Source organism: Sphingomonas sp. dw_22 (assembly GCF_018449795.1).
Lineage (GTDB): Bacteria > Pseudomonadota > Alphaproteobacteria > Sphingomonadales > Sphingomonadaceae > Sphingomonas.
The window spans coordinates 214,604-241,544 of the sequence record NZ_JAAVVE010000001.1 but is presented as its reverse complement, the minus strand read 5'-3'; the positions used below and the strand labels follow the sequence as shown (position 1 = coordinate 241,544).

20 protein-coding genes are annotated in these 26,941 nt (G+C 66.9%); 9 read left to right on the top strand and 11 right to left on the bottom strand.

What is annotated here, in order from left to right; all coding sequences use genetic code 11:
- Positions 1 to 2,501 (top strand): Tat pathway signal sequence domain protein (locus HB724_RS00940; protein ID WP_256731218.1); only part of this gene is annotated, 2,501 nt, incomplete at its 5' end.
- 294 nt (positions 2,502 to 2,795) lie between these two features.
- Complete coding sequence (locus HB724_RS00935; protein ID WP_256731227.1) at positions 2,796 to 3,536, top strand: S8 family serine peptidase; 741 nt, start codon at positions 2,796 to 2,798, stop codon at positions 3,534 to 3,536.
- Between the two features lie 3 nt (positions 3,537 to 3,539).
- Here the strand turns inward: HB724_RS00935 and HB724_RS00930 are convergent, their stop codons facing one another.
- The 6 genes from HB724_RS00930 to cyoA all read right to left on the bottom strand — a co-directional run bounded on the left by HB724_RS00930 (position 3,540) and on the right by cyoA (position 9,762).
- Complete coding sequence (locus HB724_RS00930) at positions 3,540 to 5,024, bottom strand: MFS transporter (RefSeq protein ID WP_213979011.1); 1,485 nt, start codon at positions 5,022 to 5,024, stop codon at positions 3,540 to 3,542.
- Positions 5,024 to 5,785 carry a sterol desaturase family protein gene (locus HB724_RS00925; protein WP_213979010.1) on the bottom strand — a complete coding sequence of 254 codons (762 nt, stop codon included), beginning with the start codon at positions 5,783 to 5,785 and terminating at the stop codon, positions 5,024 to 5,026. The genes HB724_RS00930 and HB724_RS00925 overlap by 1 nt, the downstream gene beginning before the upstream one ends.
- Positions 5,786 to 5,922: 137 nt before the next feature.
- Positions 5,923 to 6,273, bottom strand: a complete 351-nt coding sequence (gene cyoD, locus HB724_RS00920; RefSeq protein ID WP_213979009.1) for a cytochrome o ubiquinol oxidase subunit IV — start codon at positions 6,271 to 6,273, stop codon at positions 5,923 to 5,925.
- The gene (gene cyoC / locus HB724_RS00915; RefSeq protein ID WP_213979008.1) at positions 6,273 to 6,899 is read right to left on the bottom strand and encodes a cytochrome o ubiquinol oxidase subunit III; all 627 of its coding nucleotides are present in this window, start codon (positions 6,897 to 6,899) and stop codon (positions 6,273 to 6,275) included. Before cyoC ends, cyoD begins: the two co-directional genes overlap by 1 nt.
- 4 nt (positions 6,900 to 6,903) lie before the next feature.
- Positions 6,904 to 8,889 carry a cytochrome o ubiquinol oxidase subunit I gene (gene cyoB / locus HB724_RS00910; RefSeq protein ID WP_213979032.1) on the bottom strand — a complete coding sequence of 662 codons (1,986 nt, stop codon included), beginning with the start codon at positions 8,887 to 8,889 and terminating at the stop codon, positions 6,904 to 6,906.
- Positions 8,890 to 9,762, bottom strand: a complete 873-nt coding sequence (gene cyoA / locus HB724_RS00905; RefSeq protein ID WP_256731217.1) for a ubiquinol oxidase subunit II — start codon at positions 9,760 to 9,762, stop codon at positions 8,890 to 8,892.
- 534 nt (positions 9,763 to 10,296) lie between these two features.
- On the opposite strand from cyoA, the gene hemA reads away from it, so the two are divergent.
- The 7 genes from hemA (at position 10,297) to HB724_RS00870 (ending at position 18,622) form a co-directional block, all read left to right on the top strand.
- Positions 10,297 to 11,520 carry a 5-aminolevulinate synthase gene (hemA, locus tag HB724_RS00900; RefSeq protein WP_213979006.1) on the top strand — a complete coding sequence of 408 codons (1,224 nt, stop codon included), beginning with the start codon at positions 10,297 to 10,299 and terminating at the stop codon, positions 11,518 to 11,520.
- 117 nt (positions 11,521 to 11,637) lie between these two features.
- Complete coding sequence (locus HB724_RS00895) at positions 11,638 to 12,984, top strand: PLP-dependent aminotransferase family protein (RefSeq protein WP_213979005.1); 1,347 nt, start codon at positions 11,638 to 11,640, stop codon at positions 12,982 to 12,984.
- A 22-nt stretch (positions 12,985 to 13,006) separates the two neighbouring features.
- Positions 13,007 to 13,993, top strand: a complete 987-nt coding sequence (locus tag HB724_RS00890; RefSeq protein WP_213979004.1) for a carbon-nitrogen hydrolase family protein — start codon at positions 13,007 to 13,009, stop codon at positions 13,991 to 13,993.
- The gene (locus tag HB724_RS00885) at positions 13,981 to 15,387 is read left to right on the top strand and encodes a cytochrome ubiquinol oxidase subunit I (RefSeq protein WP_213979003.1); all 1,407 of its coding nucleotides are present in this window, start codon (positions 13,981 to 13,983) and stop codon (positions 15,385 to 15,387) included. Before HB724_RS00890 ends, HB724_RS00885 begins: the two co-directional genes overlap by 13 nt.
- 12 nt (positions 15,388 to 15,399) lie before the next feature.
- Positions 15,400 to 16,407 carry a cytochrome d ubiquinol oxidase subunit II gene (gene cydB, locus HB724_RS00880; RefSeq protein WP_213979002.1) on the top strand — a complete coding sequence of 336 codons (1,008 nt, stop codon included), beginning with the start codon at positions 15,400 to 15,402 and terminating at the stop codon, positions 16,405 to 16,407.
- On the top strand, positions 16,407 to 16,520 hold the full coding sequence (locus tag HB724_RS00875) for a DUF2474 domain-containing protein (RefSeq protein ID WP_213979001.1): 114 nt from the start codon (positions 16,407 to 16,409) through the stop codon (positions 16,518 to 16,520). The genes cydB and HB724_RS00875 overlap by 1 nt, the downstream gene beginning before the upstream one ends.
- A gap of 152 nt (positions 16,521 to 16,672) precedes the next feature.
- Entirely contained in the window at positions 16,673 to 18,622 is a 1,950-nt protein-coding gene (locus HB724_RS00870) for a TonB-dependent receptor (protein WP_256731216.1), read from the top strand.
- Positions 18,623 to 18,629: 7 nt separating this feature from the next.
- Here HB724_RS00870 and HB724_RS00865 read toward each other — a convergent pair whose 3' ends face one another.
- From HB724_RS00865 to HB724_RS00845, 5 genes are all read right to left on the bottom strand, one after another.
- Positions 18,630 to 19,028 (bottom strand): helix-turn-helix domain-containing protein, encoded by a 399-nt coding sequence (locus HB724_RS00865; RefSeq protein WP_213979030.1) that lies wholly within the window; start codon positions 19,026 to 19,028, stop codon positions 18,630 to 18,632.
- An 8-nt stretch (positions 19,029 to 19,036) separates the two neighbouring features.
- Positions 19,037 to 21,142: a prolyl oligopeptidase family serine peptidase gene (locus tag HB724_RS00860; protein WP_213979000.1), complete on the bottom strand. Its 2,106-nt coding sequence runs from the start codon at positions 21,140 to 21,142 to the stop codon at positions 19,037 to 19,039.
- 17 nt (positions 21,143 to 21,159) lie between these two features.
- Complete coding sequence (locus HB724_RS00855; RefSeq protein ID WP_256731215.1) at positions 21,160 to 22,782, bottom strand: alpha/beta hydrolase-fold protein; 1,623 nt, start codon at positions 22,780 to 22,782, stop codon at positions 21,160 to 21,162.
- On the bottom strand, positions 22,779 to 24,659 hold the full coding sequence (locus tag HB724_RS00850) for a S9 family peptidase (protein ID WP_256731214.1): 1,881 nt from the start codon (positions 24,657 to 24,659) through the stop codon (positions 22,779 to 22,781). The genes HB724_RS00855 and HB724_RS00850 overlap by 4 nt, the downstream gene beginning before the upstream one ends.
- A gap of 144 nt (positions 24,660 to 24,803) precedes the next feature.
- Positions 24,804 to 26,894 carry a M1 family metallopeptidase gene (locus HB724_RS00845; RefSeq protein WP_256731213.1) on the bottom strand — a complete coding sequence of 697 codons (2,091 nt, stop codon included), beginning with the start codon at positions 26,892 to 26,894 and terminating at the stop codon, positions 24,804 to 24,806.
- Positions 26,895 to 26,941: the final 47 nt, after the last annotated feature.

Here is a 26,941-nt window from a genome sequence, read left to right as displayed (position 1 = left end):
CGGCGCTCGCCGCGCGTCGGGCGGACGGGACGGCGGTGCCGCTCCAGAGCTGGCCGCTCGCCTATTGGCCGGACGGCAGCATCAAATGGACCGGTCATGCGGCGGCGGGCCGGCTCCCGGTCGAAGGGCTGACGGTTGCCCCCGGCAAGCCCGCGAACCCTCAGGCGCCGGTAAGCGTAGCCGAGGGGCCGGACGGGATACTCGTGCGCTCCGGCGATGCCGAATATCGCATCCCCCGCAGCGGCGGCGCGCTGATCGCCAGCGCTTCGCTCAAGGGCCGCGCGACGCTGCGCAACGCCCGGCTGGTTGCGCTCCGGCAGGATGGATTGCCGGGCGAGCGCGCCGTGATCGCGACCCAGAGCTTCGAGAGCGACGTGCATTCGGTGACGGTCGAGCAGCGCGGCCCGGTCCGCGCGGTGGTGCGGGTCGACGGCGTGCATCGCGGCGAGGGACGCGAATGGCTGCCCTTCACGGTGCGGCTGGCCTTCCATGCCGATGGCGGCCCGGTCCGCATCGTCCACAGCTTCGCCTTTGACGGCGACGGCACCAGCGATTTCCTCTGCGGCATCGGCGTCGCCTGCGACGTGCCGATGACCGACGAGCTGCACAACCGCCACATCCGCTTCGCCGGCGAGGATGCGGGGCTGTTCGGCGAGGCGGTGCGCAACCTGCCGGGCTGGCAGCCGGGCAGCTTCGCGCTCGCCGACCGCTTCCGCGACCAGCTCGACGGCAAGCCGGTGCCCCTGCTCTCCGCGATGGACGCCAAGACCCGCGAGCAGCTCGCCACCGTGCCCAGCTTCGGCGACTTCAAGCTGTTCCAGGGCAGCGCGCGGGCCTTCACCATCACCAAGCGCCGCAAGCCGGGCCTCGCCTGGATCAAGGCCGATCATGGCGGGCGGGGCGGGGGCCTCGCTTATGCGGGCGGCGTCTCGGGCGGCGTGGCGCTGGGCCTGCGCGACTTCTGGCAACGCCACCCGACCGCGCTGGAGGTCAACGGCGCGGAAGGCGATGCGGCGACGCTCACCGCCTGGCTCTGGTCGCCCGATGGCGGCGCGATGGACCTGCGCCATTACAGCGACGAGCCGCATGGGCTCGACATGCAATATGAGGATTACGAGGCCGGCTTCGCCACCGCGACCGGCATTGGGCGGACAAGCGAGCTGTTCCTCTGGCTCCAGCCGGCCACGCCGTCCCGCGCCGAACTGGCCCAGCTTGCCGGCATCGTGCGCGAGCCGCCGCTGCTGGTCGCCTCGCCCGAGCATCTTCATGCGACCGGCGTGTTCGGCATCTGGGGGCTGCCCGATCGCTCCACCCCGCTCAAGGCGCGGCTGGAGGACGAATACGACCGGCTGCTTGCCTTCTACCAGCACGAGGTCGAGCAGCGCGACTGGACCGGCTTCTGGGACTATGGCGACATCATGCACACATATGACGACGATCGTCATGTCTGGCGCTACGATGTCGGCGGCTATGCCTGGGACAACTCCGAAATGGGGTCGGACCTTTGGCTCTGGACCGCCTTTCTCCGCTCCGGCGACGCCAGGCGCTTCCGCATGGCGGAGGCGATGACGCGGCATACCAGCGAAGTCGATTTCTACCATCTCGGCCGCTTCGCCAAGCTCGGCACCCGCCACGGCGTCCGTCATTGGGGCGACGGTGCCAAGGAGCCGCGGATCAGCATGGCGCCGCTCCGCCGCTTCCTCCATTACCTCACCGCCGACGAGCGCACCGGCGACCTGATGCGCTTCGTGGTCGATTCCGATCAAAAGATCGCCGAGATCAGCCCGGTGCGGAAGATCATGGAGCCCACCCAATATCCGGCAATCGCGCGCAGCGGCCCGGACTGGTTCGCCTTTGCCGGCAACTGGATGACCGAATGGGAGCGCACCGGCGACACCCGATGGCGCGACCGCATCCTGAAGGGGATGAAGGCGATCGCCGACATGCCTTATGGCCTGCTCTCCGGCCCGCCGCTCGGCTATGATCCCGCGACCGGGCAGCTCTTCGACATCGGCTATCACCTCAAGGTCTATTATCTGCTGACGATGGTGTTCGGCGGCGCGGAGATATTGTTCGAGCTGGACGGGCTGGTCGACATGCCGAAGTGGGACGCGGCGCTGGTCCAGTTCGCCGAGAGCTACAACCTGCCGGAGCCCGAGCGGGTCAAGGCGCTGGGGCCGGGCGCGGTCAACGCGCTGTTCGGCTATGGCGACGACAAGCTCTACACCACCGTCTGGTATGCCCGGATGACCGCCTTCGCGGCGTTCAAGAAGCAGGATCCTGTGCTCGCCCGGCGCGCCTGGACCGAGCTGCTGCGGGGCAGGGGCGGGCGCCTGGCGCAGCCCTTCCTCCAGGCCGCGGAGCGGGAGGCTGTCGGCCCGGCGACGCTGGAGCCGCGCCGGGAGATTCCGGGAATCACCACCAACAATGTCGCGCAATGGTCGCTCAATTTTATCGAGCTGCTCGCGCTTGCGGGCGATCATGCGCCGGAGACGCTATAGGCGCGCGGCCTCCCGGAAAGCGTTAAAACTTGTTAAACCACCTTGCCGGGCAATGGATCGGCATTACCTAGCCGTCTCGATGATCCGTGAAGCACGGTCGGAGATGCTGCGTATCGCCTGACCGAGCGAAACGCAGGTGTCCGCAGGCGCAAGCCCGATCGGCCAGGCCGCCGGCAATCGACATCGCCGCCAGGCAGAGATCGGACCCGACGGGTCCGGTCGCAATGTCCTGTCCGACAAGGTCAACACGTGCCGCGCGTTCGCGGCGCGAGGGAGTATTGTTTCGTGTCGCGTATGCTTGTTGCTCTCGTGGCGTTCCTGTTCGCAGCGCCCGTCATGGCGAAGCCCGTCGGTCCCGCGCAGCCGATCAAGATCGCCGTGATCGATTCGGGCATCGCCAAAACGCCGCTGCTCGCGCCGCTCGTGGTTGCCGAATATGACATGGCGGGCGTGTTCGAGAACCGGCCGGCGTTCCAGCCCGCCCATGACCATGGCACCGAGGTCGCCACCGTCATCGCGCGCGAGGCCAGGGCGCCGATCCAGATCTATTCGCTGCGGATCGACACGCCGGGCGAGTGCATGGATCGCAGCAGCGGCTGCAGCTTCCTGGATACCAACATGATCGCCGCGATCGACAAGGCGGTCGATCTGGGCGTCGACGTCATCAATCTCTCGACCGGCGGTTCGCCGACCCCGGAGATGCAGGCGGCGATCCGCCGCGCCTCGGCGCACGGCATCAAGATCGCGATCGCCGCCGGCAACCAGCGCGGCGAGCCGCCCTACAAGGAACTGGCGCGCGCGGGCGGCAAGAATGTCTGGCTCGTCGGTGCCATGGACGGCAACGATCGTCCCGCCTCGTTCAGCGCGCGTCCGCGCGATCCGGACACGGCCGATTATCAGTTCGCCTGGCGCCTCGGCCTGCGCGTGAAGACGCAGAACATGGAAGGCAAATGGGTGAGCGTCAGCGGCACCTCGCTCGCGACTCCGATCCTGACGGCCGAGATCGCGTCGCTGATCGCGCAGAAGCGAAAATGATCTCTACTGCCTCCGGTCCCGCATGAGCCGCCAGACCAGCAGCGCGGAGGCCCAGGCGATCAGCGCGGCGACGGTGAGCATGGCCGCAAAGCCGCTCGAATAGGCGATGTGGGCGCGCTCGATCACGATCTGCGATGCGCGGCCGGCGAGACCTGAGGCGGCGTGCGGCAGATCGCCGGCGACCACGGCATCGGCGAAGGCGCGATGCTCGGCCCCCAGCGCCGTCCGGACGACGGTGGCGAGGATACCGCTCAGCATCGCGAAGCCCAGCAGGATGCCGGAGAAGCGCGCGGTCGTGCTGATTCCCGAAGCCATGCCGGCGCGCTCGCGCGGCACGACGCTCATGATCGCCTTCTGCGTCTCGCCGTTGAGCAGCCCTCCGCCGCTGCCGAGCACGAGCATGCCGGCCATCACGATCGGCCACGCGCCCAGATATGCGCCCCAGCCGGTCAGCGCATTGCCGAGGCCCACGATCAGCAGGCCGAGCGTCAATATCTGCCGCGACGCGAGGCGGCGGCCGAGCAGGCGCCCGATCTGGGGAAAGGCGAGCATCGCGGCGGCGAAGGGGAGCATGGCGAACCCCGCCTGGAGCGCGCTCCGGCCGAGCCCGTTCTGGAGGAAGAGCGGGAGCAGCGATGCCATCACCTGCGCGCAGGCGGCATAGGCGAACATCGCCCATACCGCGCCGACCAGCCGTGGATTGCCGAACAAGGCGAGGTCCAGCATCGGTCGTTCCTGGCGGCGCTCGGCGATCACGAAGGCAATGAGCGCGGCGATGCCGCCGATGAAGCCGGTCACGGCGCTCGGCGAGGTCCAGCCATGCGCCTGTCCGTTGATGAGGCCCCAGGTCAGGCCGAACATGGTCGTGGCGAACAGGACGATGCCGGCGGGATCGAGGCGGCGGGCGCCTTCGTCGCGGGATTCGTCGATGAACAGCAGCGCGGCACCCGCCAGCGCGGCGCAGATCGGCACGTTGATATGGAATGCCCAGCGCCAGCCGAGCGCATGGGCGATCAACCCGCCCAGGATCGGCGCCAGGACCATGGTGAGCCCCATCATCGCCCCCCAGATCGCCCAGGCCCGGTTGCGTTCGGCTTCGCCGTGGAAGGTGTGGCCGATGACGGCGAGGGCAGGGGCCAGCAGGAATGCCGCGCCTGCGCCCTGGAGTGCGCGGGCGAGATAGAGCAGGGCCGCCGAGGGCGCGATCCCGCACAGCAGGGATGCCGCCGCGAACGCGCCGATGCCGATCAGGAAGACGCGCCGCCGCCCGAACCGGTCTGCGATCGCACCTGCCGGCAGGAGCAGCGCGGCGAAGCACAGCACATAGGTGCTGACCACCCATTCGACGTCCGCGAAGCTCGCGCCGAAATCGCGTGCGATCGTCGGCAATATGATCGCGACGACATTGGTATCGAGCACCGTCATCGCGCAGCCCGTCGATGCGGTCAGCAGGACGAGCAGCGGATTGGCGGTGCGGCGCGCGGACATCAGCGCTTCCGCACCGGCCGGTCGGGGGCGTCGCCGCCGGAGCGCTGCGCGACCCAAGGGTAATCGCGCGCCAGATCGCGGGTATAGCCCAGGTTGAAGACGGTCGGGCTCTTTCCGGGCCGTTCGCTGCGGACATAGAGCGTGCCGAACAGCCGGTCCCAGGCGAAATTGGTGATGCCGTAATTGCCGCTCTCGTCATGGAAATGATGTTCGAGGTGGCGGGCCTTCATATAGGCGAGCGCCCGGCTTCGCGGCTTGTAGGGCAGATGCTCGATGCAATGCACATATTCATAGCCGCAGGTGATGAAGAGCCCGGCGGCGAAGGCCGCGGCGGCGCCGGGGACGCCGGCGATGATCCATCCCATGGGCGCGGTCGCCAGGGCGATGGTCGGCAGCGTCGTGTAGAGCGCGCCCAGCAGCACTTCGAGATGGTTCGGATCGATATGGTGGTCGTAATGGATGCGCTTCCACACGCCGGCCGTGAGGGGCGATTTGAACATCCAGCGGCTGTGCAGCACCCAGCGATGCAGCGCATACCAGACCAGCGGATAGATGAGCCCGGCCGCCGCGACCGCGGCCAATATCCCGATCGGCGATGCGGGGAGCCGCGCCGCCGCGATCGTGCTCAGCACGCCGAGGAGCAGATAGCACCAGACGGCAGGATGCTGGAAGAATGCCAGCGTCAACTGGCGCAGCGTCATCCGCTCCAGATAATGGGAGCGCTTCCAGATCGGCTGCGATGCAGGGCGGGCGAGGGACATGCGCGGCCTTCCTTCCTCCGGGGTGGCGACGTGCCTCCCGGCCGCCGGGCCGTCCTTGGGGTGACGGGGGCTGGCCGGGAGGCGGGCGACCGGATTGCTGGGGGCTGCAAGTAGCTCCGGTCGCCCAAGGGTCGGCGTCAGTTCTTCGCCCGTGCGCTTTCGACGGACATCTGGGTCGGCATCATGTTGATGTTCGCGTTGTGGATCACCCACAGCGAGCCGGAGACGACCGTCGCGATCAGCAGCGCCGTCAGCACGAAGATCACGGTGTTGTTGCGCTGCTCCGGCGCGGTGCCCAGGTGCAGGAAGAAGCCGAGCTGTACCAGAAGCTGCGCCACCGCCAGCGCAGTGATCGCCGGCAGCATCATGTCCCTGGGGATCGCCCCGGCCATCACCGCGCCGAACGACAGGGCGGTCAGCGCCAGCGAGAGGAGGAAGCCGATCGTATAGGTGGTCAGGCTGCCATGGGTTGCGTGCGCGCGGGCCATCAGATCGCTCCCCGGAGATAGACGAAGGTGAAGACGCAGATCCAGACCAGATCGAGGAAGTGCCAGAACAGGCTGAGGCAGGCGAGGCGGCGGCGGACCATGTCGTCCAGCCCGAAATGCAGCACCTGGTGGATCATCACCCCCAGCCACAGCAGCCCGGCGGTGACGTGCAGCCCGTGCGTGCCTACAAGCGTGAAATAGGCCGAGAGGAAGGCGCTGCGGCTCGGCCCCGCGCCCTCGGCGATCAGCAGCGCGAACTCGTGTACTTCCATCGCGATGAAGCCGGCGCCAAGCAGGAAGGTGGCAATCAGCCAGCCGACCACCTTGTTCCGCTCGCCCGCCTGCATCGCGAGCGCGGCCACGCCGAAGGTGAAGCTGCTCACCAGCAGCAGCACGGTTTCCGCCGCGACATAGGGCAGGTCGAACAGCTGCCTGCCGCCGGGCCCGCCCGCGACATTCTCCGCCAGCACGCCGAAGGTGGCGAACAGGCAGGCGAAGATCAGGCAGTCGCTCATCAGGTAGATCCAGAAACCGAGCACGGTTCTGGAGCCGTCGTCATGATGGGCGTGGGGGTGATGCTCCGGCTCGGCGAGCGCCAGCGAAGCGGGGGAGACGGGGAGGTTCATGGCTCTATGCCTTTGCTGCTGCCAGGAGCGCGTGGCGCTCGCTCTCGATGCGCGCGACTTCGGCGGCGGGGACGTAATAGTCGGTGTCGCGGTCGTAGCTGCGCGCGACGAAGGTGCCGATCATGCCGAGCAGGCCCACCGCCGCGAGCGCCCAGATGTGCCACACCAGGGCGAAGCACAGGACGAAGCTGAACGCGGCGATCACGAAGCCGGCGCCGGTGTTGCGCGGCATATGGATGTCCTCATAGGTGGCGGGCTGCTGCCAGGCGCGGCCGGTCTCCTTGTCCTCCCAATGCTGCTCCAGCGAGGTGATCCGGGGCACATGGGCGAAGTTATAGAAGGGCGCGGGCGAGGCGGTGGCCCATTCCAGGCTGCGCGCGTTCCACGGATCGCCGGTCAGGTCGCGATTCTGCTCGCGGTCGCGGATGCTGACATAGAGCTGGATCAGGATCGCCAGGATGCCCAGGCCGATGATGACCGCGCCCACCAGCGCGACGATCAGATAGGGCTGCCAATCGGGCATGTCGTAATGGTTCATGCGCCGGGTCATCCCCTTGAAGCCGAGGATGTAGAGCGGCGTGAAGGCGAGCCAATAGCCGACCAGCCAGCACCAGAAGGAAACCTTCCCCCAGAACTCGTTCAGCGTGAAGCCGAACACCTTGGGGAACCAGAAGGTCATGCCGGCGAGACACCCATAGACCACGCCGCCGATGATGACGTTGTGGAAATGCGCCACCAGGAACAGCGAGTTGTGCAGCACGAAGTCCGCGCCCGGCACGGCGAGCAGCACGCCAGTCATCCCTCCGACGGCAAACGTCACCATGAAGCCGATCGTCCACAGCGTCGCCGAGTGGAAGCGGATGCGGCCGCGATACATGGTGAACAGCCAGTTGAAGAGCTTCACGCCGGTCGGGATCGAGATGATCGTCGTCATGATGCCGAAAAAGGCATTGACGTTCGCGCCCGATCCCATGGTGAAGAAATGGTGCAGCCACACGAAGAAGCTGAGAACGCCGATCGACGAGGTCGCGTAGACCATCGACTTGTAGCCGAACAGCGGCTTGCCCGAGAAGGTGGCGATGACTTCGGAATAGACGCCGAAGCACGGCAGGATCAGGACATAGACTTCCGGATGGCCCCAGATCCAGATCAGGTTGATGTACATCATCGCATTCCCACCAAGCTCGTTGGTGAAGAAATGCATGTCGAAATAGCGGTCGGCCGTGAGCAGCGCCAAGGTGGCGGTCAGCACCGGGAAGATCGCGACGATCAGGATGTTGGTGATGAGCGCGGTCCAGACGAAGACGGGCATCTTCATCAGGTCCATGCCCGGCGCGCGCATCCGGAAGATGGTCACGACGAAGTTGATGCCCGCCAGCGTGGTGCCGAGGCCCGACACCTGTAGCGACCATATGAAATAGTCCACGCCTGTCGTCGGGCTGTATCCCAGTTCCGAAAGCGGCGGATAGGCGACCCAGCCGGTGGCGGCGAAGTCGCCGATCCACATCGACACCATCACCAGCGCCGCGCCCACCGCCGACAGCCAGAATCCGAGCGAGTTGACGAAGGGATAGGCCACGTCGCGCGCGCCGATCTGGAGCGGCACGATCACATTCATCAGGCCGAGGATGAACGGCGTCGCCACGAAGAAGATCATGATGACGCCGTGCGCGGTGAAGATCTGGTCGTAATGCGCGGGCGGCAGGTAACCGGCCGCGTCGTTGGCGGCCATGGCCTGCTGGGTGCGCATCATGATCGCGTCGGCGAAGCCGCGCAGCAGCATGACCAGCCCCAGGCCGAAATACATCACGCCGATCTTCTTGTGATCGACGGTGGTGATCCATTCGCGCCACAGATAGCCCCACAGGCGATAGCGCGTGATGAGGGCGAGGACCAACAGGCCCCCAAGGACGACGACCGCGCCGGTGCCCATGATGATGGGCTCATGGAAAGGGATCGCGTCCCAGTTAAGCTTGCCAAGCATTTGAATTTACTCCGCCGCTGCCGGGGTCTTGGGGCCGCACAAGGGGCCGATCCCGATCATGGCCATCTGGGACATGCGGCCGGTCATGTACCGGTCGACAATGCTGTCGAAGAGCCCCGGCGCCACCGCCGCGTAAGTGGTGGGCGGGATCTTGGTGCTGGGCTTTTCGAGCGCGGCATAGGTGATGCGATCGAGCGTGACGGGCGCCTTCCGGGCCTGTTTCACCCAGGCATCGAAGCGCTCGCGCGGCATCGCGATCGCCTTGAAGCGCATGTCGGAGAAGCCCTGCCCGCTATAGGCCGAGGAGCGGCCGTCATAGCTGCCGGGCTCGTCGGCGATCAGGTGGAGCCGGGTGCGCATCCCGGCCATGGCGTAGATCTGGCTGCCGAGCTGCGGGATGAAGAAGGAATTCATCATCGATTCGGACGTCAGCTTGAACTCGATCGGCGTGCCGGCCGGGATCGGAAGCTGGTTGACCGTGGCGATGCCGTAGTCGGGGTAGATGAACAGCCATTTCCAGTTGAGCGCGACCACCTCGACGCGCACCGGCTTCTCGCGGGATTCCAGTGGCTTGTAGGGATCGAGCGCATGGGTGCTCTGCCAGATCAGCACGGCCAGCGTGGCGACGATGATGCAGGGGATCGTCCAGATGACGACTTCGATCCTGGTCGAGTGCGACCAGTTGGGCGCATAGGCCGCGCTGGTGTTGCCCTCGCGATAGCGCCAGGCGAACACGATTGTCAGCACCATCACCGGGATCACGACCAGCAGCATCAGCCCGAGCGCGATCAGGATCAGGTTCTTCTCCTGCTCGCCGATCGAGCCCTTGGGATCGAGCAGTTCCAGATGCCCGCACCCGCCGAGCGCAAGCAGCAGCAAGGGCAGGGCGGCCCGGCCCAGCAGGGCGGGTGACCGAAGGCCCTTGCCCGGCCCGGATTCGGCGTATTTTCTCCTCCTGCGGGGGGAGGGGATGAAACTCGGTAACGCCAGCACGCAACTATTCCCTTGAACCGGTGACTCGTTGGCGGCCGCAGGTCCGACAGGCATGTTGCATGTCTGTGTATGGCTGTGGCTATCCATATGCGCGGCCAAATCGTGGCTATATGTATGCGTGTCAAGCGTACAATTATATGTGGGACATTTTGTCCAATCGCGCGCGGGACCGCTCGGCGCCTATGTCATCGGAGCGCCGAAAGGAGGGCGTAGAGTCCGGAATTCCGCGCTTTCCTGCCCTTTATGCGAGGGCGATACTTGTGCCGATGCGCCCGGGTACGTCTTGCTGCCGGGTGCGTAGTGCATGAGTGCATGACTTGTAATGTATGGGTGTAAGCCCATTTTACGGCAATAATGTATGGATAGCGGCTCCGCCGAGTGAGGATGTCCCCATCGGCTGCGCGCACTGGGTGGTGACAGATGGATTTCAATGCGAAGTTTCGGGATCTCCTTTCCGACATGAAGCTGGACGGCCGCTACCGGACGTTCATCGAGCTGGAGCGCATCGCAGGCGAGTTCCCGACCGCGCTCTGGCGCCGCCCGGATGGCGAGACGCAGCGCGTCACGGTCTGGTGCAGCAACGACTATCTCGGCATGGGTCAGCACCCGGAGGTGCTCGCGGCCATGCACGAGGCGATCGACCTGTCCGGCGCTGGCGCGGGCGGGACGCGCAACATCTCGGGCACCAATCGCCAGCATGTCGCGCTGGAGGCGGAACTGGCCGATCTGCACGGCAAGGAAGCCGCGCTGATCTTCACCTCCGGCTGGATCTCGAACCTTGCCGCGCTCGGCACGCTCGGCCGGATACTGCCGGACTGCGCGATCTTCTCCGACGCGCTCAATCATAATTCGATGATCGAGGGCATTCGCCGCTCGGGCGCGGAGCGCTTCATCTTCCGGCACAATGACGTGGCGCATCTGGAAGAGCTGATGCGCGGTGTCGATCCGGCGCGGCCCAAGATCGTCGCCTTCGAAAGCGTCTACAGCATGGACGGCGACGTGGCGCCGATCGCGGCGATCTGCGACGTCGCCGAGAAGCATGGCGCGATCACCTATCTGGACGAGGTGCATGCGGTCGGCCTCTATGGCGCGCGGGGCGGCGGCATCGCCGAGCGCGAGGGGCTGGCCCATCGGCTGACGCTGATCGAGGGCACGCTCGCCAAGGCTTTCGGCGTGATGGGCGGCTATGTCGCGGGGCCGGCGCTGATGATGGACGTGATCCGCAGCCTTGCCGACAGCTTCATCTTCACGACCTCGCTCTGCCCGCATCTGGCGGCGGGCGCCGTCGCGGCGATCCAGCATGTGAAGGCGCATCCGGAGGAGCGGGCGCGCCAGGCCGAGAATGCGGCGCTGCTCAAGGCGATGCTCCGTGGCGCGGGCCTGCCCGTGCTCGACACGCCGAGCCATATCCTGCCGGTGATCGTGGGCGACGCGCATCTCTGCCGGCGCATCAGCGAAGTGCTGCTGAGCGATCATGGCATCTACGTCCAGCCGATCAATTACCCGACCGTCGCACGCGGGCAGGAGCGGCTGCGCCTCACGCCCACGCCCTTCCATACCCAGGCGCATATGCGCGCGCTCGTCGATGCGCTCGTCACGGTCGGCCGGGATCTCGGCTGGACCGCGACGCGCCGGGCCGCCTGACGGGCGATGCACTCCGGCCTTTCCCTTGGTGGCCATACATGGCATGCATTGTATGCAAATAGACCATACAAGCATGAGGGTGATATGTGGCGACCGCGGTTGATCGAAGGCGCGCGCATGAAATATCTCGGCATCGTCGAGGCGCTGGAGGCCGATATCCGATTGGGCCGCGTCGCGCGTGGTGAGCGATTGCCGCCGCAGCGCGCCATCGCCGAGGCGCTCGACGTCGACCTGACGACCGTGACGCGCGCCTTCAACGAAGCGCGCCGGCGCGGTCTGGTCGAGGCGCAGGCGGGGCGCGGCACCTTCATCAGCGAGAAGCTGGACGGCGGGGATGCGTCGGAACCGGCGCATCCTCTGATCGACCTGAGCATGAACATCCCGCCGCAGCCGGCGGAGATCGATTTCCGCAAGATCTTCCCGCAGGGGATTGCGGCCATCCTCGGCAATCCGCGCGGCCTGCTGACGCTCCACTATCAGGAGAGCAACGGCGCCGAGCCCGATCGTGTGGCCGCCGCCGGCTGGCTCGGCCAGCGGATCGAGGGCGTGACCGCGGATCGGCTGGTGGTGACGGGCGGCGCCCAGAGCGCGCTCTTCGCCCTGTGCGCGCTGCTCCTGGGGCGCGGCGATGGGGTCGCGGCCGGCGCGATGACCTATCCGGGGCTCAAGGCCGTGGCGGCGCAGCAGGGGCTCGCGCTGGAGCCGCTGGCGATGGATGCCCAGGGCATCCTTCCGGACGCCTTCGAACGCGCATGCCGCGAAAAGGCGCCCAAGGCCCTGTATGTGGTCCCGACGATCGACAATCCGACCACCGCGACCCTGCCGGAAGAGCGCCGTCGCGCGCTTGTGGAGGTCGCGCGCAGGCATGGCGTCGCGATCATCGAGGATGATCCCTATGCACCGCTCCGGCCCGAGCGTATCGCCGCGATGGCCGAGCTGGCGGGCGACATCACCTGGCACATCGCGACGCTTTCCAAATGCGCGACGCCTGCGCTCCGGGTGGCTTATGTCGTCGCGCCGAACGCGGGCAGGGCGTTGCGGCTCGCCGCGGTGCTGCGCGCGACGATCCTGATGGCGCCCCCGCTGCTGTCGGCGCTCGCCAGCCGCTGGATCCTCGACGGCACCCTGGATCAAGTGACGAAGGCCATCAGCACCGAGAACGCGGTGCGCCAGAAGCTCGCCGCCGCCATTCTGGGCGAGGCGGGCTTCGCCGCCGATCCGCACGGCCATCATCTCTGGCTCAACCTGCCGGATCATTGGCGTGCCGCGGACTTTGCCGAGCATGCCGATCGCGCCGGCGTCTCGATCGTGCCGGGTTCCGCCTTCGCGGTGATGGCCCATCCGATCGAGGCGGTGCGGATTTCCCTGGGGGTCGCGCCCGATCGCGGCGCCCTGGAAGACGGGCTGACCCAGCTCGCAAGCCTGATCTCCCAGCCTTCGCTTGGCACGAGAGCCGTCGTGTAGCTTCATTTCGAGGATCGTCCCGATGCCCAGGAACTTCAAAGCCGCCGTCGTCCAGGCCGCGCCCGTCCTGTTCGATACGTCCCGGACGATCGCGAAAGCGGCCGATCTGGCGCGCGAGGCGGCCGGGCTGGGCGCCGAGCTGGTGGTGTTTCCCGAGGCGTTTGTCGGCGGCTATCCCAAGGGCCTGGATTTCGGCGCGCGGCTGGGGATGCGGAGCGCCGAGGGGCGGGAGGATTTCCGCCGCTATCACGCAAGCGCGATCGAGCTGCCCGGGCCGGAAGCGGCGCGGCTCGGCGAGATCGCGCGCGACAATGGCATCCATCTCGTGATCGGCGTGATCGAGCGCGACGGCGGCACGCTCTATTGCAGCGCGCTGACCTATGATCCTGCCGGCCGGTTGATCTCCAAGCATCGCAAGCTGATGCCGACCGCACTCGAACGGCTGGTCTGGGGCTTTGGCGACGGCTCCACCATCGGCGTGGCCGATACGCCGCTCGGCCGCATCGGCAGCGTGATCTGCTGGGAGAATTACATGCCGATGCTGCGCATGGCGATGTATGCGCAGGGCATCGAGCTCTATTGCGCGCCGACGGTGGACGATCGCGACACCTGGCTGCCGACGATGCGCACGATCGCGCTGGAGGGGCGGTGCTTCGTCCTCTCCGCCTGCCAGTATTTCACGCGCGGCGACGGCCCGCCGGACTATTCGCCCATCCAGGGCGACGCGCCCGATACCGTGCTGATCCGCGGCGGCTCGTGCATCGTCGATCCGCTCGGCAATGTGCTGGTCGAGCCCGATTTCTCCGGTGAGGCGATCAAGCTGGCCGAGATAGACCGGCGGGCGATCGCCCGCGGCAAATATGATCTCGACGTCGTCGGCCATTATGCCCGGCCGGACATATTCCGATTATCGATCGATACCCGGCCCCGGCACGCCGTTGCCTTTGGCGGCGGGACGGCGCCATTGTCCGGCGAGGAAGCGCAGGAGGATCTGGCATGTTCGGATTGACGGCACTGGAGCTGGCCCGGATCCAGTTCGGCTTCACGGTTTCCTTCCACATCATTTTTCCCGCGATCACGATCGGCCTGGCAAGCTATCTGGCGGTGCTGGAAGGGCTGTGGCTGTGGAAGAAGGACCAGGTCTATCGCGACCTCTATCATTTCTGGTCGCAGATCTTCGCGGTCAACTTCGCGATGGGCGTCGTCTCCGGGCTGGTGATGGCCTATCAGTTCGGCACCAACTGGAGCTATTTCTCGTCCTTCGCCGGCAGCATCACCGGGCCGCTGCTGGCCTATGAGGTGCTGACCGCCTTCTTCCTGGAGGCGGGTTTCCTGGGTGTCATGCTGTTCGGCTGGAGCAAGGTGGGGCCGGGGCTGCATTTCTTCGCGACGATCATGGTGGCGGTCGGCACGCTGATCTCGGCGACGTGGATCCTCGCGTCCAACAGCTGGATGCAGACGCCGCAGGGCTTCGAGATCATCGGCGGCCGCGTGGTGCCGGTCGATTGGCTGAAGGTCATCTTCAACCCGTCCTTCCCCTATCGCCTCGTCCACATGACGATCGCGGCCTATCTGGCGACGGCGCTGTTCGTCGGCGCTTCGGGCGCGTGGCACCTGCTGCGCGGGCGGGCGACGCCGGCGGTCAGGACCATGTTCTCCATGGCATTGTGGATGGTGCTGGTGGTGGCGCCGATCCAGATCGCGGTGGGCGACGCGCACGGTCTCAACACGCTGGAGCACCAGCCGGCGAAGATCGCCGCCATGGAAGGGCATTGGCGCAACGAGCCGGGCAAGGGCGTGCCGCTGCTGCTGTTCGGCATCCCCGACATGGCATCCGAGACCACGCGCTACGCGGTCGAGGTGCCCCGGCTGGGCAGCCTGATCCTCACGCACAGCCTGGACGGCCAGTTTCCCGGCCTCAGCGAATTTCCGCGCGAGGATCGGCCGAACTCGACCATCGTGTTCTGGTCGTTCCGGATAATGGTGGGGCTCGGCACGCTGATGCTGTTCCTCGGCCTGTGGGGCCTATGGCTGCGGTGGCGCGGCCGCATATATGGCTCGCGGCTGTTCCTTCGCTTCGTGATGCTGATGGGGCCGACCGGGCTGATCGCCATCCTCGCCGGCTGGTTCACCACGGAGATCGGGCGCCAGCCCTGGGTCGTCTATGGCGTGATGCGCACCGAGCATGCGGTGTCGAACCATAGCGCGCTGGCGCTCTCGATGACGCTCGGCCTGTTCATCGTCATGTATTGCGCGGTTTTCGGCACGGGCATCAGCTATCTGGTCAAGCTCGTCGCCAAGGGGCCGCGGGAGGGCGGGCATCTCGCGGACCAGGGGCAGGCGCAGCGTCCGGCACGGCCGCTTTCGGCCGCGCCCGACGATATCGATCCGGCGATCCGGTAAAGGAACAAGACGATGGGCATCGATCTTCCCCTCATCTGGGCGGTCATCATCGGCTTCGGGCTGATGATGTATGTCATCATGGACGGCTTCGATCTGGGCATCGGCATCCTGTTTCCCTTCGTCCCCGCGCGCGAGGATCGGGACACGATGGTCAATACGGTGGCGCCGGTGTGGGACGGCAACGAGACCTGGCTGGTGCTCGGCGGGGCGGCGCTGCTGGCGGCCTTTCCGCTGGCCTATGCGATCATCCTGAGCGCCCTGTATCTGCCGCTGGTGCTGATGCTCGCAGGCCTGATCTGGCGCGGGGTCGCATTCGAGTTCCGCTTCAAGTCCGACGAGGCGCATCGGCCCTTCTGGGACAAGGCATTCGCCTGGGGCTCCTATATCGCCACCTTCTCGCAAGGGGTCGCGCTGGGCGCCTTTATCAACGGCTTCGCGGTGAAGGACGGCGCCTATGCGGGTGGGCTGTTCGACTGGCTGACACCGTTCAGCCTGTTCACGGGACTGGGGCTGCTCATCGCCTATGCGCTGCTCGGCGCCACCTGGCTGGTGATGAAGACCGAAGGGGCATTGCAGAGCCGGATGCGCGCGATAGGGCGCCCCGTCGCGATCGCGCTGCTGGCGGCGATCGGGATCGTCAGCCTGTGGACGCCCTGGACGCATGCCGATGTCGCCGCGCGCTGGTTCTCGCTGCCCGATCTGTTCTTCTTCGCACCGGTCCCCCTGCTCGTGCTGCTGGCGACCTGGGCGCTCCTGCGGGCGCTTGGCCGCGACAGCCACGCCGCGCCCTTCGTGCTGGCGTTGCTGCTGTTGTTCCTCGGCTATACCGGCCTCGCCATCAGCCTGTGGCCGAACATCATTCCGCCCGGCATCTCGATCTGGGATGCCGCCGCGCCGCCGCAGAGCATGGGCTTCGCGCTGGTCGGGGCGCTGTTCATCATCCCCTTCATCCTCGCCTACACCGCCTGGTCCTATTACGTCTTCCGCGGCAAGGTGAAGGCTGGCGAGGGCTATCACTGATGCTCCGTCGCATCGGCTGGCTGGTGCTGATCTGGACGGCGAGCGTGGTCGCGCTGGCGATCGTCGCGATGTTCTTCCGGCTGCTGATGGGTTGGGCGGGAATGACGGCCTGAGGCGAGGGCCCGCGTTCGATCTCTCCTTGACCCTGTAGCTACTACAGCCTCTATGGCGTCACCCGACACGCCGTGACTTCCTTCGAAGGCATGGCGAAGAGATCGCAATGTCGGGGAGCAATATCTTGTATTCGAAGGCCGATTTTCGCCGGTTGCTGGTCGCTGTCACGGCAATGGCGCTGCTGGCGTCGCTCCAGCCGGGCACGGCAGCGGCGCAGGAGCGACCCACCGAGGAGGCGGGCGACGAGAACCCCGAAATCGTCGTGCAGGCGACCCGCACCGGGCGGCGGGTGCGGGACGAGCCGATCCGCGTCGAGGTCATCGACCGCGAGGAGATCGAGGAAAAGCTGCTGATGACCCCCGGCAACATCGCCATGCTGGTGAGCGAGACGCCGGGCGTCCGGGTGCAGGTGACATCCCCGGCGCTGGGCGCGGCGAATGTGCGGATGCAAGGGCTCAAGGGGCGCTATACCCAGATCCTTGCTGACGGCCTGCCGCTCTATGGCGGGCAGACGCCGTCGATCGGCCTGTTGCAGATTCCGCCGACCGATCTGGGCCAGGTGGAGGTCATCAAGGGTGCGGCGTCGGCGCTTTACGGCCCGGCCGCGCTGGGCGGCGTCATCAATCTCGTATCCCGCCGGCCGGGGCACGCGCCGCAGGGCGAGCTGCTGTTCAACACCACCAGCCGCGGCGGACAGGACGTGACGGCCTATGGCGGCGCCCCGATCGGCGACACGCTGGGCGCTTCGGTAACGGCGGGCTTCGACCGGCAGAGCCGGCAGGATCTGAACGACGACGGCTGGGCGGACATGCCGGGCTATACGCGCTGGACGGTCCGTCCCCGCCTTTTCTGGGACGGCGCCGGTGGGGTGAAGGCCCTGCTCACGCTCGGCGCGATGACCGAGCAGCGCGACGGCGGCACCTTGCCCGGCCGCACCGCGCTGGACGGTGCGCCCTTTCCGCAGACGCAGCACAGCGAGCGGTTCGATGCGGGGCTGGTGGCCGAAGCGCCGCTGGAGGGGATCGGTACGCTGCACCTGCGCGCCTCGGGCGTCACCCAGTCGCACCGGCATCGCTTCGGCGATACGCAGGAGGAAGATCGGCACCGGACGGCGCTTGCCGAAGCGTCGATTGGCGGCGAGGCCGGCGCCACGACCTGGCTGGCCGGCGCGGCGATCCAGGGGGATTCCTATCGTTCCCACGCCTTTCCCGCCTTCGACTATGGCTACACCGTACCGGCGCTGTTCGTGCAGGGCGAGCAGCGCGTGGCGGACGTGCTGACGCTGGCCGGCAGCGCGCGATGGGACGGGCATAGCGAATATGGCTCGCGCGTCAGCCCGCGCCTGTCGGCGCTGTACCGTCCCGGCCCCTGGACCGTGCGGGCGTCGCTGGGCCGCGGCTTCTACGCGCCGACGCCGTTCATCGAGGAGATCGAGGCGGCGGGCCTGTCGCGCCTGCAGCCCTATGCCCGGTTGAATGCGGAGGTGGCCGACACCGCCTCGATCGACTTCGGCTATGCGCATGGACCCGTCGAGGCGAATGTGAGCCTGTTCGCCTCGAACATCGACAATGCCGTGCAGCTAAGGACGATCGATGCCGATCGCGTGACGCTGGCGAATGCGGACGGCCTCACCCGGACGCGCGGGGCGGAACTGCTGCTGCGCTATCGCTGGCGCGCCGTCACGCTGACCGGCAGCTATGTCCATATCGACGCGACCGAGCCCGATCCGGAAGGGGCCGACCGCCGCGCCGTCCCGCTCACGCCGCGCGATACCGCCGGCCTTGTCGCCATGTGGGAGAAGCATGGGCGTGGCCGGATCGGGCTCGAAGCCTATTATACCGGGCGGCAGGAGCTGGACGACAATCCGTATCGCACGCGCAGCCGGCCCTATGTCGAGCTGGGGGCGATGGGCGAGCTGGTGCTGGGCAAGACCAGCCTGTTCGTGAATGCGGAGAATATCCTGAACGTGCGCCAGACCCGCTTCGATCCGTTGCTGCTGCCCCGCCGGGCGCCGGCGGGTTCATGGACGGTCGATGCCTGGGCGCCGACCGACGGCTTCGTGGTCAATGGCGGCGTGCGGTTCCGGTTCGGCGGGGACTGAGGGCCGTTCACGACGGCTCCGCCGGACCCAGCGCCTCGATGATGCGGCAATCGGCGACGCTGCCGCCTTCGCAGGAGTCGATCACCGCGTTCAGCTCGCGGCGCAGCGCGGCCAAGTCGGCGAGCTTGCGATCGACTTCCACGAGATGGGCCTTGGCGATCCGGTCGATTCCGGCGCAGTCGCCGCTTCGATCGTCCGACAGCTTCAGCAGCGCGCGGACCTGATCGAGCGAGAAGCCGAGATCGCGGGCGCGGCGGATGAAGGACAGGCGGCCGAGCTCCGCCTGCCCATAGTCGCGATAATTGCCGCCGGTGCGCGGCGGCTTCGGCAACAGGCCGATCCGCTCGTAATAGCGGACCGTCTCGACCTTGGTATTCGTCGCCTTGCCCAGATCGCCAATCGACAGCACGGCGTTCAGTCCATCAGCTTCTGCTGCATGTACGTCATGGTGAGCGCCGTGGTGCGCGCGGCCTGTTTCAGGTCGGCGCCCGCGCCGTGACCGCCCTCGGTGTTCTCGTAATAATAGAAGGGCAGCTTCATCTCCTCCATCCGCGCCGCGAACTTGCGCGCATGCTGCGGGCCGACGCGGTCGTCCTTGGTGGTGGTGAAGATGAACGGCTCGGGATAGCGTACCCCGGTCTTCAGATTGTGATAGGGCGAGGTCTTGCGCCAGAACGCCATGACCGCGGGGTCGGCATTCACATCGCCATATTCGCCCTGCCACGATGCGCCCGCGGCGATCTTCGAGATGCGGATCATGTCGAGCAGCGGCACTTCGATCAGCACCGCGTTCCACAGCTCGGGATGCTGGGTGAACTCCACGCCCATCAGCAGCCCGCCGTTCGAGCCGCCCTCGATCCCCAGGCGGCGCGGCGAGGTGATGCGGCGCGCGGTCAGATCCCTGGCGACCGCGGCGAAGTCGTCATAGATGATCTGGCGCTTGGTGCCGAGCCCGGCCTCGTGCCAGGCGGGGCCGAACTCGCCGCCGCCGCGGATATTGGCGAGGACGAACGCGCCGCCCCGCTCGAGCCACAGCTTGCCGGTGGTGCCGGAATAATATGGCGTCTCGCTCACCTGGAAGCCGCCATAGGCGGTCATGATCGTCGGCGTGGTGCCGTCATATTTGATGTCCTTGCGATGGACGACGAAGTAGGGGATCTTCGTGCCGTCGCTGGACGTCGCCTCCAGTTGTTCGACGACGTCCTGCGATGCATCGAACTTCGCCGGCAGCGTCTTGGCCGGATCGAGCGTGCCCTTGGCGGCATCCGTCAGATAGAGCGTCGAGGGCGTCAGGAATCCGCTCGCGCTGACGAAGGCGAGGTTCGATTTGTCGTCGCTCGCCCCATAGCCGATCGCGAGATTGTCCGGCAGGTCGAGCTGCGCGCTGGTCCAGCCGCCACCCGGCTTGGGGGAATAGACGAAGGCGCGGCCGCGCACGTTGCTGAGCGTGCTGATGAGCAGCTTGTCGCGGGTCGAGCCGATCCCGTCGAGCGCGTCGCGCGGGCCCGGCTTCCAGACGATGCCGGGCTTGAGCGTACCCGGCGCCGCCTTGAGCGCCGCGAGATCGACCTCGGCCACCGATCCCGAGGTGAATTGCGGTCCGGCCTCGGTCCAGGCCTGGTCGAGCTGGAAGATCACGCGCCCGTCCACCAGTTCGGCCACGCTCACCTTGTCCGGTACGCCGAGCCGTTCGGTGCCGCGCGGCGTGACGACATAGGTCTGCTGCCGGAACGTATCGAGCGGGCGGGAGATCACCGCGAGCTGATTGCCTTTGCCGTCGTGCAGCACGGCCGGATAGACGCCATAGCCGCCGTCATTCCTGTCGCCACGAAAGACCTCGACCGCGGCGGAGACCGGCTGGCCGCGCGTCAGCCGCTTGACGATATAGGGATAGCCCGAGGGCGTGAGGTCGCCGGGCGTCCAGTCGGTGGCGACAAGCAGGTGGTTCTCGTCCTTCCAGGCGATGCGATGCTTGCCGCGGGGCAAATGGAACCCGGCATCGACGAAGCTGGCGGTGTCGAGATCGAACTCGCGCACCTCGACGGCATCCTCGCCGCCGTCGGACAGCGAGATCAGGCAGCGCTTCTCCTCCGGCTCAAGGCAGTCCGCGCCCTTGAAGACCCAGCTCTTGCCCTCGGCCTTGCCGAGCGCGTCGATGTCGAGGACCGTCGTCCAATTGGGCGCGGCGCTGCGATAATCGGCCAGGCTGGTCTTGCGCCAGATGCCGCGCAGATGCTCCTGATCCTGCCAGAAATTATAGATGGCGCCGTGCACGAACTGCGGGGCGGGGATGCGATCCTTGGCGCCGGCGATGGCCAGCGCCTCCTGATACAGCGTCTGGTATCGTGGATCGGCTTCCAGCCGCTTGGTGCTGGCGGCATTGTGCGCCTCGACCCAGCTCATGGCCTGCGGCGACGACACTTCCTCCAGCCAGATATAGGGATCGTCCGCATCGGTCTGCGCCGAAGCGGGGGCGGACAGTGCGGTCGCGGCCAGAAGGGCGAACAGGGTCAGGCGCATACAGAATATTCTCCCAATTACCGTGCGGGCCGCTTCGCACCCGGTCTCGCTTTCGCGTACATCGCCCAGGCGATGTCGTTCATCAGCCCTTGTCGGTCGTCGCCCTGCGCAAGCAAGTCGAAATGCGTGCGATCGGGGAGGAAGGTGAATTCCTGATGCGCGCCGAGACCGTCGAACACCGCCTTCAGGCGGCGGGCGGCGCCGTCGAGATAGAAGGTGTCCGCCGTTCCCACGATCAGGTGGATCTTGCCGTCCAGATCGGGTTTCAGCGTCGCCCAGTCGCGCGCGACGATATGCGCGATGTCGTAATGCTCGCGCCAATAGGCGGCGACCTGGGGATCTACCTCGCCGGTCGCACGATCGTAAAGCGGCATCGGGCGGCCATCAGGGCCCTTGGGCGAGAACACCCAGTCGAACGAGGCGAACTGGCCGCCATAGGCGCCGAGCACGCGCTCCATCTGGGCGAACTGCTCCAGGGTCGCGATCAGCTTGCCGTGATCGCGGACCAGGGGCAACGGCTTGCCCTGGGCGTCGCGATAGGCGTTCGCGTCCGGCGCATAGATGTCGATATTGGTGAAATCGTGGAAGTCGCTGGGATCGGGTGCGGTCGGCCAGGAACCCCCGAAGACCTTCGGATAGCGCACTTGCAGCCACAGCGTCGCCCATCCGCCCGAGGAGTGGCCGGTCAGGAAGCGCGAGGAGGGTTTCGCGTCCATCGCGTACCGGGTCTCGATCCAGGGGATGAACTCGGTCGTGAGCGCGCGGCCCCAGGGGCCGTTGTTGATCGAATCCGCGAATTCATGCGTGCCGGTGGGCGAGCTCTCGTCGAGATACACCCAGATCATCGGCGGCGCCTTGCCCGTGGCCATCCGCTCGGTCATCGCGGCGGCGCTCAACTGCGCGCTCCTCAGCGTCGAGCCGAAGCCGCCGGTGGAATAGACGGTAGGGAAGCTGGCACCGTTCCGCTTGTAACCGGGCGGGAGTGCCACCCAGCCCTGGACATGGATCGGCCTGCCCCAGAAGGCGGAGAGCGATGCACTCTGGAGGTCGACAGGCTCCACCTTGGCCAGGTTCGCCCGCATCTGGGCAGCCCGCTCGGCCGGCATGCCGGAAAGCATCGTGTCGATCGTGGTCTCGGGCAGGATTTCGGACAGCGGCAGCACCGGGATCGGCCCGGGCAATTTCGCTTCGATCACCGGCGAGACGATATCGCCGGCGCCGCGTCCGCCATAATTATAATCGTGATTGCGATCGAGCACGGCCTGGAAGCGATAGGTGCCGGGCGCCAGTTTCGAAAAGGCCATCGGAAACGTATCGGTCTCGCCATCGACGCTGGCGATCTGGCCGGGCGCGAGCGACCAGGTCTCGCGCGCGGCGATCGCCGTGCCGGTCGGCTGGAAGGGCGAGGTATCGACCGTGTCGCTCTTCTTCGCGCCTGGCTCCACCTCCTGGGCGAAGATGAGGATCCGCCCCGATTGCGGCCTTGTGACCGAGGGAGCGAGCGTCACCGGGATGGTGAGCGGCGGCGCCGCGGTCTCCTGTGCCCCGGCACTCGTTGCCGCCAGCGCCAGCATTGCCGCCACCAACACGAGCACCCGGCCATGGCCGGGCACGCGCTTGCCGCGCTCTTCGCCGCTCAAGGCTGAACGGCCAGATATTTGTCGAACCAGGCGACGGTTCGCCGCAGGACGTCGGCCGCATTGCCCGGCTGGCGGATGCCATGGCCTTCATCCGGATAGATCACGAGGCTGGTCGGCACGCCGAGATCCTTCAGCGCATGCCAATATTCGACCGACTGGGTCGGCGGCACTTCGATGTCGCGCTCGCCGACATAGATGAAGGTTGGCGTCTTCGCGCGCGCGATGAAGCTGATCGCCGAGACCGCGCGATAGGCTTCGGGATCCTCGTACATCGTCTTGCCGAAGAACGGCAGCATCCACTGGTCGATGCCGTTGGTTCCGTAATAGCTGATCCAGTTGGACAGGCCGGCTCCCGCGACGATCGCCTTGAAGCGATTGGTCTGGGTATTGGCCCACATCGACATGAAGCCGCCATAGCTGCCGCCGGTCAGACCCAGACGGGCATCGTCGATCGGCGCGACCTTCTCGACCGCGTCGATGCCCGCCAGGATGTCGCGCAGGTCGCCGCCGCCGAAGTCGCGCCGGTTCGCGGCGGTGAAGGCCTCGCCCTGGCCGTAGCTGCCGCGCGGATTGGGATAGAACAGATAATAGCCCGCCTTGAGCAGCGTCGAGGCGCTGCCATAGTCGCCGACATAGGCGGGCGCGCTTGCGGCTGCGGGGCCGCCATGGACGATGGTGATCATCGGCGCCTTCCGGGCCGGATCGGCATCGACGGGCGCCAGCAGCCAGCCCTGGACCGAGAAGCCGTCATTGGTCCAGGTTACGCTTTTGGCGACCGCGCGGGCCGGAAGCGCGTCGTTGTCGTGCGTGATCTGGCGCGGCGCGGCGACGGGGCCGGCGAAGATCGCGGGGCCGTGGGTATAATCCTGCGCCACCGTCGCGATCGTCCGCCCATCGGCGCTGTAGACCACGCGGCCGTCGCCCGCCGCGAAGCTGGCCGGACGGCTCCAGAAGACCTTGCTTGCCCCCGTTTCGCCGACATCGGCGACCTGCGCCGCATCGGCCATCAGCCGCGTCGTGCGCAGTCCGTTCGTGGTCCAGGCGAGCGACGTCACCGTCGCCTTCGCGCCTTGGGTGCGGTTGGCGGGGATGCCGCCCGCCAGCGATACGGTCCAGACATCGCCGCCGATCGAGCCGAAGTCGCTCATCAGCCCGCCGATATAGGCGACCGTTTTTCCGTCCGGCGAGACGCGCGGCATGTTGATCTGCGTGGCCGGCCTGGCGATCTGGCGCACCGTGCCGCTGGCCGCATCGACGGCATCGAGCGTCGCGACCCACCAGTTGTTGTCGCCGTTGCCCAGCGCGCTGGTGACGATCAGGCTGCGCCCGTCCGGCGCCCAATCATATTCGTAGATATAGCGATCCGCGGGGGAGAGCGGCTTCACGTCGGGCGCGGCGACCGGTGCCGCGCCGCGTTCGAACACCGCGAGGCGCTGCTCGTCGCTATGCTCGCCGATTTCGCCGATCTGGCGGACGCCGGCCTGGGTCGCGCCGGCCTCCTTGGCCGCGCCGATCGTGACCAGCAGGGCGATACGCTTGCCGTCGGGCGAGAAGCGCGGGGTTGAGGCGATGCCGGGAATGGTTGCGACGGTGCGCACAGCCGCCGCGTCGGCGAGCGCCAGGGTGGTCGTCTGCGTGCCGCGATCGCGCGAGACGAAGGCGAGGCTGCCGTCCGGCGCGAAGGTTAGCCCCGAATAGCTGCAGGCGGCGCAGGGATCGATCGTGCGCACGACATGTCCGTCGGCAACCGCGCGGACGACGATCGCCATGTGCGCCTCTCCGCCGGAAGCCTCGATCGCCGCCAGCCGATCGCCCTTGGGGGAGATCGCGAGGCCCGCATAGCCATGGACCGCCTGTGCGAATGCGGGCGCCGCCATGAGGGAGAGGGAGGCCGACGTGGCGGCGAGGACGGCAAAGGCGGGGGCACGGCAACGGAGAGATCGCATGGGCGGCATCCGGTCAATTGAGGTGGCTATGGCAGAGCGATAGGCGGTGATACATTATATCGCAAGCGAGCGGGTTCAGCGCGGAGCGGCGAAGGCGTTGTTGCTGCGGTCGCGATCCGGGAGCCGGTGATCGGGGTCGATTTCGGCGCGTGCGATGCGGAGGCTTCCGGGGACGAATATGCTGGTGCTGGCCTGACGAATCCAGGTTTCGGCCGGCAAGGCGAGATCACGGCGGCTGCCGTCGACGAAGGTGACGCGCAGCGTCGCCGGCATGACCATGGGATCGCGGTTCTCGACGGTGACCAGTGCGCCCTGGGCGGGATCATCCTTCACATAGGCGATCTGGGTCACCGCCTGGTCGAGCGTCCAATTGTTGAAATACCAGCCGCGCCACCACCAGGAGAGATCCTCGCCGCTGGCATCCTCCATCGCGCGGAAGAAATCCGATGGCTTGGGGTGCTTGAACGCCCAGGCGGCGATGAAGCGGCGGAAGGCGGGATCGAATCGCTCCGGGCCGAGGATCTGCTCGCGCAGCAGGGTGAGGCCGAGCGCCGATTTGAAATAGGTCACCGGGTGACGGTATTTCTCGATTACCGTATCGGCGCGCGACAGGATCGGCGGCGCCTGCGGATCGGCGAGCACCGGCAGGATCTCGTCGACCGGGTTGCCGCCGCCCCGCGCATATTCGCTGTCGCGCTTGGGACCATATTCGCCGCGGTTGAACGCATCGGATTCATAGACGTCGATGAAGGTGTTGAAGCCTTCGTCCATCCAGGCGTCGCGGCGTTCGTCGAAGCCGACGATCATCGGGAACCAGCTATGCCCGATCTCGTGCGCGCTGATCCAGAACAGCTCCTTGCCGGCATCCTCGATCCCGTCGAAGACGATGCCGGGATATTCCATGCCCGTCGCGATGCCGGCCACGTTGACCGCGTTCGGCCAAGGATAGGGATACCAGCGGCGCGAGAATTCCTCGACCGCATGCTTCAGATATTCGGTCGATCGGCCCCAGCGCTCGCGACCCTGGCTCTCCGCGGGATAGACCGACATGGCGAGCCCGGTCTTGCCGTCCGGCAGGTTGAGCTGGGCGGCGTCCCAGGCGAAGGCCGTCGAGGCGGCGAAGGCGACGTCGCGGGTGTTTTCCATCCGGAAATGCCAGGTGAGCGTGCCTTGCTGCGTCGGCCGCGTCGCCGGGTTTCCGATCTCGGAAGGCGCAATGACCTCGACGGTGGCGTCGCTTGTGCGGGCTTTGGCGAGGCGCGCGCGCTGCTGGGCGGTCAGCACTTCGGCGGGGTTCACCAGTTCGCCCGATCCGGCGACGATCATGTTCGCGGGAAGCGTGATCCAGTAATCGAAGTTGCCATATTCGAGATAGAATTCCTGGGCGAGATAGGGGAGCGGATCCCAGCCGCGCAGATCGTCATAGACTGCCATGCGCGGATACCATTGGGCGAGGTTGTAGATCTCGCCCGCCTTGGCATTGCCCCAGGCCATCCGCCCGCCGAACTCGCCGGGAATGGCGAAGTGATAGCGGACGCGCAGCGTGATCTTGCCGCCCGCGGCGAGCGGTGCGGGCAGGGGCACCTGCATGCGCGTGTCGGAGATCAGCGGCGTCACCGGCCGCGCCTTGCCGCCTTCGACCAGCTCGACGCCGTCGATCACCATGCCGTCGGTGTTGCCGCCCGGACGCCTGCCGCTCGCCATCGCGCCGCGCGAGCCGGGGCGATACAGGTTTTGGTCGAGCTGCAGCCAGAGATAGTCGAGCCGGTCGGGGCTGTTGTTGGCATAGGCGATCGTCGCAGTGCCGCGGATCGTCTTGGCCGCAGGATCGAGCGTCGCGCGGATCTGATAATCGGGGCGGTTCTGCCAATAGCCGGGACCGGGCAGCCCGTTCGCGCCGCGCACGGCGCTCGGCGGAGACGGCAGCGTGAGCGGGCCGAACGTCGTGCGCGGTTCGTAGCGGGCATCCTGCGCATATGCCGTGGCCGGCAATGCGAGCAGCGCGAGGATCGGGGCCAGGCTGTGGAGGAACGTCTTCGTCATGGGGGTATCTTCTCCGGTCTCGCGCTGCTGTTCCTCACGCACCGCCGAGACGATGAAATCCGGTGCCAGCATATTCTGCGTGGTCAGGCGGCGATGCGATCCCCTGGCCAGCACCGCATCCATATAGGCCAGATGCCCGCGATCAAGGTCGAGCGTCGGGGATTCGACCT